At 42.8% G+C, this 13571-nt stretch carries 11 protein-coding genes; 9 read left to right on the top strand and 2 right to left on the bottom strand.

From position 1 onward, the window contains the following. Nucleotides 1-383 precede the first annotated feature (383 nt). From ACLR96_RS06805 to purD, 9 genes are read left to right on the top strand one after another with little or no spacing between them, the layout of a single operon-like run. Nucleotides 384-4148 (top strand): phosphoribosylformylglycinamidine synthase, encoded by a 3765-nt coding sequence (locus tag ACLR96_RS06805; protein ID WP_177269737.1) that lies wholly within the window; start codon nucleotides 384-386, stop codon nucleotides 4146-4148. Between the two features lie 31 nt (nucleotides 4149-4179). Beyond that, entirely contained in the window at nucleotides 4180-4671 is a 492-nt protein-coding gene (gene purE, locus ACLR96_RS06800) for a 5-(carboxyamino)imidazole ribonucleotide mutase (protein ID WP_177269735.1), read from the top strand. A 26-nt stretch (nucleotides 4672-4697) separates the two neighbouring features. Then, complete coding sequence (gene purC / locus ACLR96_RS06795; protein ID WP_177269733.1) at nucleotides 4698-5405, top strand: phosphoribosylaminoimidazolesuccinocarboxamide synthase; 708 nt, start codon at nucleotides 4698-4700, stop codon at nucleotides 5403-5405. A gap of 25 nt (nucleotides 5406-5430) precedes the next feature. Further along, the gene (gene purM, locus ACLR96_RS06790; protein ID WP_177269731.1) at nucleotides 5431-6480 is read left to right on the top strand and encodes a phosphoribosylformylglycinamidine cyclo-ligase; all 1050 of its coding nucleotides are present in this window, start codon (nucleotides 5431-5433) and stop codon (nucleotides 6478-6480) included. Between the two features lie 12 nt (nucleotides 6481-6492). Further along, on the top strand, nucleotides 6493-7077 hold the full coding sequence (gene purN / locus ACLR96_RS06785) for a phosphoribosylglycinamide formyltransferase (protein ID WP_177269729.1): 585 nt from the start codon (nucleotides 6493-6495) through the stop codon (nucleotides 7075-7077). Beyond that, entirely contained in the window at nucleotides 7077-8543 is a 1467-nt protein-coding gene (locus tag ACLR96_RS06780; protein WP_177269727.1) for an amidophosphoribosyltransferase, read from the top strand. The genes purN and ACLR96_RS06780 overlap by 1 nt, the downstream gene beginning before the upstream one ends. Nucleotides 8544-8547: 4 nt before the next feature. Next, a complete protein-coding gene (locus ACLR96_RS06775; RefSeq protein ID WP_177269725.1) occupies nucleotides 8548-9261 on the top strand; it encodes an IMP cyclohydrolase in 714 nt (237 codons plus the stop codon). Nucleotides 9262-9276: 15 nt separating this feature from the next. Continuing rightward, a complete protein-coding gene (locus ACLR96_RS06770) occupies nucleotides 9277-10452 on the top strand; it encodes a phosphoribosylaminoimidazolecarboxamide formyltransferase (protein ID WP_177269723.1) in 1176 nt (391 codons plus the stop codon). Nucleotides 10453-10488: 36 nt separating this feature from the next. Next, nucleotides 10489-11811 (top strand): phosphoribosylamine--glycine ligase, encoded by a 1323-nt coding sequence (purD, locus tag ACLR96_RS06765; protein WP_177269721.1) that lies wholly within the window; start codon nucleotides 10489-10491, stop codon nucleotides 11809-11811. Between the two features lie 144 nt (nucleotides 11812-11955). On the opposite strand, the gene ACLR96_RS06760 is transcribed toward purD, so the two are convergent. Continuing rightward, nucleotides 11956-13221: an MFS transporter gene (locus ACLR96_RS06760; RefSeq protein ID WP_177269719.1), complete on the bottom strand. Its 1266-nt coding sequence runs from the start codon at nucleotides 13219-13221 to the stop codon at nucleotides 11956-11958. A 17-nt stretch (nucleotides 13222-13238) separates the two neighbouring features. Then, a partial coding sequence (locus ACLR96_RS06755) for an amidohydrolase family protein (protein ID WP_412265473.1) occupies nucleotides 13239-13571 on the bottom strand: 333 nt, incomplete at its 5' end.

Here is a 13571-nt window from a genome sequence, read left to right as displayed (position 1 = left end):
GTCATCACACTAATTTACTATTTATTAGGAGAGGTGTTTCTTTTCCTCTTGGAGTGATTATATAATAACAGCGCAATATGCTGATTTAAAGGCATCAGTGTGAAGATACGTTGAAAAGAATGTGTGGGAAATATGACCGGAAAAGTTAAGCTCTGACTGGGATAAATCGTGTTTTTTAAGTAAAAATGCTTGTAAAAGTGGGGCATGACAGAAAAATACGGACTATAAAACCAATATTGCGGAGTAAAGTTCGTAAAATGTTGTGGAATCAAAGTTTTTGGTTGAAAAACATTGATATAATAAGGTAAAAGTGCTAACATTATCATATAAATTCAAGTGACAGAATATAAACTGGTTTTTGATTCAGAAAGGATAATAGATCGATGGTAAGAAGAATTTACGTTGAAAAGAAAAAAGGCTTTGATGTAGAGGCCGAGGCGCTCTTTAATGATGTAAAAGAAAATTTGCACATTGATAAACTTGAGGGAGTGAGAATACTGAACCGTTATGATGTGGACGGTATAGATGACTCTACTTATGAAGCGGCTAAATTTACTGTATTTGCAGAGCCAGCCATAGATGTCGTATATGAGGAAACGATGCCTGTGGATGTGGGATCTGCTATTTTTTTCGCAGTTGAATATTTGCCGGGGCAATATGACCAGAGAGCTGACTCTGCCGCTCAGTGTATAAAGCTGATGAACGCCGGGGCAGAGGCTGTTGTAAAGTTTGCCAGAACTATAGTATTGGAAGGAGATATAAATGATGCGTCATTGGAAGCGATAAAAAATTATTGTGTAAATCCTGTTGACTCTCAGATTGCTTCTGATGATAAACCTTTGGATCTTACAATGGAGACAACGGTTCCTCCTGCAGTGGCGATAATAGACGGCTTTAGAAAAATGAATGAGGCGGCTTTGGAGGAATACAGAAAAGAAATGGGATTTGCCATGAGCCGTGAAGATATAAAATTCGTACAAAAGTATTATACAGAAGATGAGCAGAGAGACCCCACTCTTACAGAATTAAAGGTTATAGATACATATTGGTCTGATCACTGCAGGCATACTACATTTAATACGACACTGGAGGATGTGGGTTTTGATGATAGTCCTTACGGAAGGCTGGTAGCGCAGGCATTTGCTCAGTATCTTGATATGAGAAAGGATGTTTACGGGAACAGAGAAAAGAATCTGTGCCTCATGGACATGGCCTGTATAGGGACAAAATACCTCAAGAAGCATGGCAAGGCTGATAATCTGGATGAGTCAGAGGAGATAAATGCTTGCAGCATTAAGGTAAAGGCAAAGATAGACGGCAAAGAAGAAGACTGGCTTGTAATGTTCAAGAATGAGACCCATAATCATCCTACGGAGATAGAGCCTTTCGGAGGAGCTGCAACATGTCTCGGCGGAGCTATAAGAGACCCGCTCTCAGGCAGAGTATACGTTTATCAGGCTATGAGGGTTACAGGCGCAGCTGACCCCAGAAAGCCTATAGAAGAGACTTTAAGCGGTAAATTGCCGCAGAGAAAGATAACGACAGAAGCAGCACATGGCTATAGCTCATACGGAAACCAGATAGGGCTTGCCACCGGTCTTGTGGACGAAGTGTATCACGAAAATTATGTTGCGAAGCGGATGGAGATCGGAGCTGTTGTAGGTGCAGCGCCTGCTGATCATGTAATAAGAAAGGTTCCTCAGAAAGGTGATGTTATAATCCTGGTGGGAGGAAGAACAGGACGTGACGGATGCGGCGGGGCTACAGGTTCATCAAAGGAGCATACAGAAGAATCAATACTGCAGTGCGGTGCAGAGGTTCAAAAAGGTAATCCGCCTGTAGAGAGAAATATACAGAGAATGTTCAGAAGAAAAGAAGTCGCTACGCTGATAAAACGATGTAATGACTTCGGTGCCGGCGGCGTTTCCGTTGCAATAGGAGAGCTGGCCGACGGTCTTGAAATCAATCTGGATAAGGTTCCAAAGAAGTATGACGGACTTGACGGTACAGAGCTTGCCATTTCCGAATCTCAGGAAAGAATGGCAGTTGTGGTTGAGGCAGACAAAGAGCAGGAATTTATCAAATATGCCAGGGAAGAAAATCTGGAAGCAACCACAGTTGCTGAGGTAACTGATACCAATAGAGTCAGGATGCACTGGAGAGGAGTTTGCATACTGGATCTGAGCAGGGACTTTCTCAACACAAATGGGGCTCAGCAGTTTGCCAAAGCATTGGTATCAGATCCGAAAGAACTATCGGAAGTTAATTCAGATCTGGCAGATATATTAAAAGAAACAAAAACGAGAGAACAGTTGCTCATAGATCTTAACTGTTGCAGCAAGAAGGGCCTTACGGAAAGATTTGATAGTACAATAGGCGCAGGGACGGTATTGATGCCTTTGGGAGGCAAATATCAGCTGTCTCCGTCGGCAGGAATGGCTGCAAAGCTTCCGGTAACAGAAGGAGAGACAGATACAGCAACATTGATGAGTTACGGATTTGATCCGGAGCTTGCTGTCAGAAGTCCATTTCACGGAGCATTGTATGCCGTTATAGATTCAGTAACCAAGATTGCGGCAATGGGAGGAGACTACAGAAATGTGCGTCTGACATTCCAAGAATATTTTGAAAAGCTGGGCAGTGATCCGGCAAGATGGGGAAAACCGATGTCTGCACTGCTGGGCGCTCTGAGGGTGCAGAAAGAGCTTGAGATACCGGCAATCGGAGGAAAAGACAGTATGTCAGGGACTTTTATGGATATAGATGTTCCTCCGACGCTTGCATCATTTGCTGTAACCACGGCAGATGCAAATGATATCGTATCATCAGAGATTAAATTTGCCGGAAGCACGTTGGTAGCTGTAACAGCTCCTATAGATAAAGACGGTGTGATAGATTTTGAAATATACAGAAATAATCTTCTCAAAATAAAAGAGCTGGCAGAGGCAGGTAAGCTGTTGGCAGCTGACGCTATAGGGCGCGGAGGACTTTATATGACTCTGGTGAAGATGGCTGCCGGAAATAAGATCGGAGTAAATGTAAATGTGGAAGGTGATATTTTATCACCAATGTTCGGCTCTCTTGTCATTGAGCTTCCTGCAGGTCAGGATGTGGATAAACTGATGGCCGGGGCGGTATATGCTGCTTTGGGAAAGACTACAGTTGACGGAAGGCTTACTGTTAACGGACAGAGCGAGGATCTCAATCAGATAATATCAAAATGGCAGGAACCTGTAGAAAGCGTATTCCCTGTGAGAACATCTGAATTTAAAAATGCAGAAGATAAAACACAGGTAGAGCAGCCTGTCTTTATCGAAAGAAATATGTCAGTGCCTGCTGTGAAGATTGCAAAACCGAAAGTCGTGATACCTACATTCCCGGGGACCAACTGCGAGATGGATTCGGCAAGAGCTTTCAAAAAAGCAGGAGCCGAGGCAGATATACACATAATCAGAAACCTTACGGCTTCGCAACTTGAAGAGTCAATAGAAGAGCTTGAAAAAAAGATAAGATCAAGCCAGATAATAATGATACCGGGAGGATTCTCCGGCGGAGATGAGCCTGACGGTTCGGCTAAATTCATTACGGCGGTGTTCAGAAATCCTGCAATAAAAGATGCGGTGGCTGACCTGCTGGATAACAGAGACGGCCTCATACTGGGTATCTGCAATGGATTTCAGGCGTTGATAAAGCTGGGGCTGGTGCCTGAGGGAAAGATAACAGAATGCGGAGAGGACAGTCCTACCCTTACGTATAACAAAATAGGCAGGCATGCTTCATGCCTTGTGAGGACAGGAATAACATCGGTGAAGTCTCCTTGGCTTTCCGGAGTGAAAGTTGGAGAAACATTTACAATACCTGTTTCACATGGGGAAGGACGGTTCATAGCTAAACCTGACGTTCTGAGAAAACTCGCAGAAAACGGACAAATAGCAACTCAGTACGTTGACTTTGACGGGAAGCCTTCAATGGATATAGCCTTTAATCCTAACGGTTCTGTTATGGCTATAGAAGGTATAACATCTCCTGATGGAAGAGTCTTCGGAAAGATGGGGCATTCGGAAAGAATAGGAAACAACCTTTATAAGAATGTGATTGGAGAAAAAGATCAGAAAATATTTGAATCGGGAGTAAAATATTTTAAATAGCCGATACACGATTTAAGAAAGGAATATTAAAATGAAAGTAGCAATAATAATGGGCAGCAAGTCGGACTATCCTGTAGTTGAGAAAGCGGAAAAGATGCTGGACAGCTTCGGAGTGGAGTATGAAACGAGAATTATCTCTGCCCACAGAACTCCTAAGCAGGCTGAAGCCTTTGCAGCAGGTGCAGAAGAAGCAGGTTTCGGATGTATAATAGCAGCGGCAGGAAAGGCGGCACATCTTGCGGGAGTTTTGGCGGCGACAACACCGCTGCCTGTAATAGGTCTGCCGATGAAATCAAGCACTATGGACGGTCTGGACTCACTTCTTTCAGTGGTACAGATGCCAAAGGGAGTTCCCGTTGCCACTGTGGCAATAGATGGCGCTGAAAATGCGGCCATTCTGGCAGTCCAGATTCTCAGTGCGGCAGAGCCGAAGCTGAGACAAGCAGTAAAGGATTTCAAGAAAAAACAGGAAGAAGACATCATAGCGCTGGACAGAGAATTCAATGAAAACAAAAATAAATAAAAACAAAAATCAGGAGGGAATACCATATGAAAAAGTTAGAACAGCTTTACGAGGGTAAGGCGAAAAAGGTTTTTAAGACAGATGATCCAAAGTGTGTAATCGTTGACTATAAGGATGATGCTACGGCTTTCAATGGTGAAAAAAAAGGCCAGATAGTAGGAAAAGGTGTTGTAAATAATACAATGACAAATATTATTCTGCAGCTCCTTGAGCAGAAAGGCGTTCCGACCCACTACATAGAACAGATAAGCGACAGAGAGACTATAGTGAAGGCCGTAAAAATCCTGCCGCTGGAAGTTATCATGAGAAATATTTCCGCAGGTTCTTTTGCCAAGAGATACGGAGTAGAAGAAGGAATCGTATTTGATGAGCCGACATTTGAGCTTTCATATAAGAATGATGATTTGGGCGACCCTCTTATGTGCGAATCACATGCTCTGGCTCTTAAGCTGGTGACAAAGGAACAACTGGCAGAGGTTAAAAAATATGCAGCCATCGTAAACGACACTTTGAAGGAATTCTTCATGGATAAAGGTCTCAAGCTGGTGGATTTTAAGATAGAATTCGGTCTTTATGACGGACAGGTAATACTGGCAGATGAGATTTCGCCTGACACCTGCAGACTTTGGGATGTGAACACCAATGAAAAAATGGATAAAGACAGATTCAGAAGAGATCTGGGCAAGATAGAAGAAACTTATGCGGAAGTTCTCAGAAGAGTAAAAAACGATTAGTGCAGAGCCTATACGGAGGAAAATAATGGAAGAAAAGAAACTTACATATAAAGATGCCGGAGTGGACACCAAGGAAGGCGAACGTGCAGTATCACTGATGAAGGAACACGTTAAGGGTACGTTTAATGAGAATGTACTTACAGGACTGGGAAGCTTCGGAAGTCTGTTCAACCTAGACGTAAAGGGTATGTCACAGCCTGTTCTTGTTTCCGGAACTGACGGAGTGGGAACCAAACTTAAGATCGCATTCCTGATGGATAAACATGATACGGTGGGTATAGACTGCGTGGCAATGTGCGTTAACGACGTGCTTTGTCAGGGCGCAAAACCCCTGTTTTTCCTTGATTATATCGCCACAGGAAAGGTAAAGGCGGAAAAGATAGCAGATATTGTTAAAGGGATAGCAGATGGATGTAAGCAGTCGGGCAGCGCTCTTGTAGGAGGAGAAACTGCCGAGATGCCGGATTTTTACAGTGAAGGTGAATACGACATGGCAGGCTTTTCTGTAGGCGTAGTTGATAAGGATAAAATAATAACCGGGGAAAAAGTAAAGATCGGAAACAAGATTATAGGAATTCCTTCCAGCGGAATACACAGCAATGGTTATTCTCTGGTGAGAAAGGTATTCTTTGACAAAATGGCAATGGATGTAAGCGAGTATGTAGAAGAATTGGGGGAGACTCTAGGAGAGGCTCTTCTCACGCCGACAAAAATATATGCGAAAGCCTGCGACGCCGTACTGCCGAAGTTTGACGTTAACGGAATCGTTCATATAACAGGCGGAGGATTCTTTGAAAATATACCGAGAATACTTCCGGAAGGAACTGCAGTGTCAATAGATGTAGGCGCATGGAAAGTACCTCCTATATTCTCATATATTCAGAAGTGCGGCAACATCGAGACGAAAGAAATGTTCTCAACTTATAACATGGGTGTGGGAATGATGATGATAGCAGATGCCGCTGATGCAGACGCCATTGTAGCCGCTCTTAAAGATGCCGGTGAAGAAGCTTCTGTTATCGGAGAAATCATAGACAGAAAAGATGAGACAGTAGTTCTCAATTATACGGAGTAGGGGATATTGAACATGAGTGATAAAACGAAAGTTGCGGTACTTGTCTCAGGAGGAGGAACAAACCTTCAGGCTCTTATAGATAAAACGGCCGGCGGGGAGCTGCCGCAGGTGGAAATCGCAAAGGTGATCTCCAGCAAAGACGGCGCATTTGCTCTGGAAAGAGCTGAAAAAGCTGGAATAGCTACAGCTGTAGCCAAAGAGCAGGCTGAAGTCCTCGATGAACTTAAAAAATCGGGAGCTGAAATAATCGTGCTGGCAGGCTATATGAGAGTCCTTTCTCCTGAAATTATAGAAAACTACAGAAACAGGATAATAAATATACACCCATCTCTTATACCTAAATACTGCGGCAAGGGATTTTATGGGATAAGAGTACATAAAGCGGTTATAGAAGCCGGAGAGAAGGAAAGCGGAGCTACTGTTCATTACGTGGATGAGGGCGTAGACACAGGGGAAATTATCATTCAGAAGAAAGTCCCTGTTATGAAAGGAGATACACCTGAGGATCTTGCCGCAAGAGTTTTGGAAACAGAACACAAGATACTTGCAGAAGGGCTTAAGTTAGTAATTGACGGCTTAAAAGGAGGTAAAAAGTAATGGGCGGAGTAATAGGCTTCGTTTCCAAACAGGATTGCGTCATGGATTTGTTCTTTGGAACAGACTATCATTCACATCTGGGAACGAAAAACGGGGGGTTGTGTGTACTTCAGGATGGAGGATTCAATCGTTCAATACATAATATAGAAAATTCACCTTTCCGAAGCAAATTTGAAGCGGATATAGAGGAAATGTCAGGCAGGATGGGAATAGGTGCCATAAGCGACGGTGATCCGCAGCCCTTGACTGTACGAAGCAGACAGGGCGATTACGCCATTACTACCGTAGGGCGCATAAATAATAAGGAAGAACTGGTGGAAGAACTTCTTGAGGAAAGAGCCGGTCAGTTTATGTCTATGAGCGGCGGCCCTATTAATAATACAGAACTTGTGGCGGCCCTTGTATCTACCGGAAAAGATATTGTGGAAGGTATCAAAATAGCACAGGCTAAAATAGACGGTTCTATGACTATGCTTATTCTCACTGAAGAAGGGCTTTATGCTGCAAGGGATAAATATGGCAGAACTCCTCTTATAATTGGAAAAAAGAAAGGGGCTTACTGTGCAGCGTCCGAATCTTTTGCATTTATAAATGTGGGATATAAATATAAGCGCGAATTGGGGCCGGCTGAGATAGCCTTTATAACGGCAGAAGGAGAGAAGACCCTCGCAGAACCTCAGAAAGACATGAAGATCTGCGCATTTTTATGGACATATTTTGGGTATACCACATCCATCTACGAAGGAAGAAATGTAGAGCTTATGAGAAATAAAAACGGCGAGTTGCTGGCGCGTAAAGACGGTGATCTTGATGTTGATTATGTGGCAGGAGTGCCGGACAGCGGTGTGGCGCATGCTTTAGGATATGCCAATCAGTCAAGAGTTCCTTATGCGAGGCCTCTTATAAAATATACGCCTACATGGCCAAGAAGCTTTATGCCTCAAAACCAGAAAGCGAGAAATCGTATAGCGAAGATGAAGCTGGTGCCGGTATTTCAGATAATAAAAGATAAAAAGTTCGTACTTATTGATGATTCTATCGTAAGAGGCACTCAGCTTTCTCAGACGGTGACTTATCTGATAGAAAACGGAGCTAAAGAGATTCATGTCAGATCAGCATGTCCTCCTATAATGTACGGATGTAAATTCCTCAATTTTTCACGTTCCGTAAGCGATATGGAGCTGATAACCAGAAGATGTATCAGAGAGCTGGAGGGTTTGGATGATCCCGGGGATGCCTCAGCTAATCCTGCGGATTTTGACAGCGATATTCAAACAGAAATAAGTGAGGAGATATTAGCCGAATATGCTGATTCCAAGACAGAAAGACATAGGAAAATGGTAGAACTCATAAGGAGCAGACTGAATTTTGACAGTCTTAAGTTTCAGGAGCTGGAGGATACTATAGAAGCTATCGGTGTAGACAGGTGTAAGCTTTGTACGTATTGTTGGGATGGAAAGGAATAAAAATATGAAAAAATTATCATTAATGAATATTCTTAATGAAAATTCATATCCCGGAAGGGGTATTGTCATCGGTAAGTCCGCTGATGGAAAAAGTGCTGTAGCCGCGTATTTTATCATGGGCAGAAGCGTCAACAGCAGAAACCGTGTGTTTGTTGAGCAGGAGGAAGGTATCCGCACAGAGGCCTTTGACGAATCAAAGCTGAGCGACCCGAGCCTTATAATATATGCACCTGTAAGAGTGCTGGGAGATGCTACTATAGTTACAAACGGAGACCAGACTGACACTGTATATGATCTTATGGCTGAGGGCAAGACTTTTGAGGAAGCTTTAAGAACACGTGAATTTGAGCCGGATGAGCCTAATTATACCCCGAGAATATCCGGTATTATGAATGTTAAGGGCGGAAAGTATGATTTTGCCATGTCCATACTGAAAAGCGACGATGGCAACCCTGACTTTTGTATAAGAAACACCTTCACATATGATGGCTGTCCGGCAGGAGAGGGACGTTTCATACATACTTATGTAGGAGACGGTAATCCGCTTCCGAGCTATGAAGGCGAGCCTAAAAAAGTGGAACTCTCAGGAAGTATAGACGAGTTTACGGATTTAGTGTGGAACAGTCTCAATGAAGACAATAAAGTATCACTGTTCGTAAGATATATAGATATAGAAACGGGAAAATACCAAACCCGTATAGTAAATAAAAACAAATAATTGAGGAGAGAAATAATGAAAGAACTGGAATTAAAATACGGCTGTAACCCTAATCAGAAGCCTTCCCGTATATTCGTGGAAGATGGAGATTTGCCGATAGAGGTACTTAACGGAAAACCCGGCTATATTAACTTTATGGATGCCTTCAACGGATGGCAGCTTGTGAAGGAATTAAAAGAAGCGACGGGACTTCCTGCGGCAACTTCATTCAAGCATGTTTCACCGGCAGGGGCCGCTGTGGGTCTTCCTCTCAGTGAAGTTGAAAGAAAAATATACTGGGTGGACGATCTTGGCGATTTATCTCCTTTGGCATCAGCCTATGCCAGAGCCAGAGGTGCTGACAGAATGTCTTCCTTCGGAGATTTCATTTCTCTTTCCGATGTATGTGATGTAGACACAGCCAGAATCATAAAGAGAGAAGTATCCGACGGTGTGATCGCACCCGGATATGAGCCGGAAGCGTTGGAAATTCTCAAGACAAAGAAAAAAGGAAATTATAATATAATCAAGATAGACCCATCTTTCAAGCCTGATCCTGTTGAGCATAAACAGGTATTTGGCATAACTTTTGAGCAGGGAAGAAATGAAATGCCTATTAACGATGAATTCTTGGGAGATATTGTAACTAAGACAAAAGATATATCAGAAGAAGCAAAGCGTGATCTTATCATTGCTCTCATAACACTGAAATATACTCAGTCCAATTCGGTATGTTATGTAAAGGGTGGACAGGCGATAGGTATAGGTGCGGGACAGCAGTCAAGAATACACTGTACGAGACTTGCGGGACAGAAGGCTGACAACTGGCTTCTCCGTCAGTGTCCTAAGGTGCTGAACCTGCCTTTCAGAGAAGATGTGGGAAGACCTAACAGAGATAACGCCATAGATGTATATATGAGTGAGGACTATATGGATGTACTGGCTGACGGACAGTGGGAACAATTTTTCACTGAAAAGCCGGAACCACTTACAAGAGAAGAAAAGAGAGAATGGCTTGACCAGATGGATGGAGTGGCTCTCGGTTCTGATGCATTTTTCCCATTCAGCGATAACGTCCAGAGAGCATACCGAAGCGGCGTGAAATACATAGCTCAGCCGGGAGGCTCCATAAGGGATGATCTTGTTATCGAAGCCTGTGATCAGTATGGAATAGCAATGTACTTCTCAGGAATGAGACTGTTCCATCACTAAAAACAGAGAGACCCTTTTCAGGAGGTAGAAATAACAATGAAAGTATTAGTAGTAGGTGGAGGCGGCAGAGAGCATGCTATATGCTGGAAGCTGGCGCAGAGCCCAAAGGTGGGCGAACTTTACTGTGCGCCCGGAAATGCAGGGATAGCTCAGATAGCTCAGTGTGTCGATATTGCAGCAGAAGACATAGACGGAATCTGTACATTCGCTTCCGAAAACAGTATTGATCTGGCGGTAATAGGACCTGAAGTTCCATTGGCTATGGGAATAGTGGATGAGCTGGAAAGCAAAGGTGTAAAGGTTTTCGGTCCCAACAGAAAATGTTCACAGCTTGAAGCCAGCAAATCATTCACTAAGTCTTTCCTTGAAAGACATAATATTCCGACAGCAGGATATAAAGAGTTTACTGACAAGGATGAACTGCTGAATGCCGTTGGAATTTACGGATACCCTATGGTTATCAAGGCTGATGGTCTTGCAGCGGGTAAAGGCGTTGTAATCGCTGAAAATGAAGTGGATGCCAGGATGGCAATAGAAGAAATGATGGGGCAGAAAGTTTTCGGCGCAGCCGGAGATAAAGTTGTTGTTGAAGAGTTCTTGACAGGAATAGAGGCCTCCATGCTGTGTTTTGTGGACGAGACTTCCATTATACCGATGGAATCGGCGCAGGATTACAAAAGGATATTTGACGGAGATAAAGGTCCGAATACGGGAGGGATGGGCACATATTCCCCAAGCCTTGTATTCACACCGCAGCTTGAAAAACAAATAAAGGAGCAGATACTTGAACCTACGCTCAAGGGATTTCAGGATGACGGACTGGATTTTAAAGGAGTGCTTTTCATAGGTCTTATGATTTCTGATGACGGCCCTAAAGTTATAGAGTTTAATAATCGTTTCGGAGACCCCGAGACACAGTCGGTACTGCCTCGTCTTGATAGTGATCTTCTGGATATATTTATGGCGGTTACGGAAAACAAACTGGCAGATGTGAATATAAAATGGAGAAAAGAAAAGGCTGTTTGTGTTGTCGCCGCTTCAGGAGGGTATCCTGGAAGCTATGAAAAAAATAAGGTCATAGGCGGACTTGATAAGGTGGATGAAGATGTAATAGTTTTCCATGCAGGAACTTCGAAAAAGGATACATCAGAGTTGGGTTGCGCCGATGAAAATAAGGAAGGCTGCAAAGGCAGATCTCACATGGCCACAGTCACATCGGGAGGCCGAGTTCTCGGAGTTACTGCGCTTGGCACAACTCATGAAGAAGCAAAAGCCAAGGCGTATGATAATATCAGAAGAATACGTTTTGAAGGAATGCAGTACAGAAAAGATATTGGAATAGTAAACAGCGAGAAATAAAGCTATATAAAACGGATAAGTTTTAAGAGAATGCAGCACTGAGGAAAAACTCTGGTCAGTGCTGCAGTTTTTTGTATCTTAATTAGACTTATTAATTGTTTTATATTTTTACAATCCTGATTTTTGAAAAATCTGATTGTCAATTTATAAGTCTGCTTTGAATTTTCTTTTGCTGCTTGTGCAGATTCCTCGTATGATCGCGACTACAAGCAGTATTGCGGCCATATAGAGCCAAGGCATTTTGTACGTTCCGTAGCTTTGTACCAGCATTCCCACAGCAGCGGCACCGATCGCGCCTCCTATTCCTATAAATACATTGACATAGCCGATAAGTTTGCCAAGATCCTTTTCTCCATACATATGACTCATCAGAAGCGGTGAAATAATATTTATTGCAGGAACACCGAAAATATATCCTGCTGTAAAAAGAATTATTCCTACAGATCCGGAGTTCATGAAGGCGAGGCCTATTGTCGCTATACAGAAAAAGATACTTGTTCCTACTGCTGCCACACTTAGCTTTTTATCGCAAACGATTCCTACGATGGGGCCTGTGAACATCATTATTACAGACATTGCTGAGACTATGGCTGTGGCACTGGTTTGATTATGTCCGGCCATTACCATAGTGGGGATGCCATGCTGAAGGATAGAACTGGAGACTATGACTGCTAAAGTACAGGAAATAAACGCTATCCATGTGATGGGTTTTTTAAGTGCTTCTATAAAAGACACGCCTTTTACTTCTGCAGAATTTATTTCTGCGAGTTCTTTTTCATTTAGATCTCCCATGCGTTTCATATTTTTTTCGGCAGGACTCCAGGATACTGTTTTAAAAGCTATCAGAAGGCATATTAAGACACATGCTGATAATGTTATGTAACCGGCCTGCCAGCTTATATTCAGGACTATATAGTTCAGCGCATTCATAAGGACTACAGTTATAAGTGACATACCTGTCAGGAAAAAACTCATAGCTTTACCACGCGCTTTTTCTCCGAACCAATTTGATACAAGGATCTGACATGGCGTCATAGTGAAAGCTCCAAAGCAAAATCCCTGCGGAACAGCAAATATGTAGAACCAAATCAGAGACTTTGCCATGGCGAATCCTATGAATGATATAATTCCTAAAAGTGCGGCAATTGTCATGATCTTTTTTATATTTTTCGCCGTAAGAAATTTTGATATACTCAGTAAAGTGACTATTTGGGTCAGGGACATGATCGTCATATAAAATGAATATCCGCCTATGGGCAGTTTTAGCGAAGCGGTAACCGGAAGAAGGAAGACCCCTGTCACCGAGACGATCCCGCTGTAGACAAGGCCACATATGATAGCGGCGGTTAAGACGATATACCATCCATAATATATTTTTCCGGTTTCATCTTTTAAACTGAAGTTTTTCATGATTATAACCTCCTTATTTAGAATATTTTTTTTCCTCTAAAGTAAACTGATTCTGCTTTAAGGCTATCAAGATCTTCAAGAGAAGTGTCTGATATAGAGCGGTCCAGTATGACGAAATCAGCTGATTTACCATTTTGAAGGCTTCCTGTGATATCATCGCAAAATGTTTGATAGGCAGGTCCGATAGAATACATCTCTATCATGTCGTTAAGGTCCACAGCCTCACTTAAAGGATCATTTTTTGGTCCAAGAGGACAATTTCTGTATATTTTATATTCGGGATGAGCTTTGTTCACGGTACGGGTAGTTCCTATTTTAAAACCAAGAAATGGACTTGGCGGAATTATCAC

Source organism: Lentihominibacter sp. (assembly GCF_046951855.1).
Taxonomy (GTDB): domain Bacteria; phylum Bacillota; class Clostridia; order Peptostreptococcales; family Anaerovoracaceae; genus Lentihominibacter; species Lentihominibacter hominis.
The sequence above is the reverse complement of the archived record's forward strand: the minus strand, read 5'-3'. Positions and strand labels throughout refer to the sequence as shown.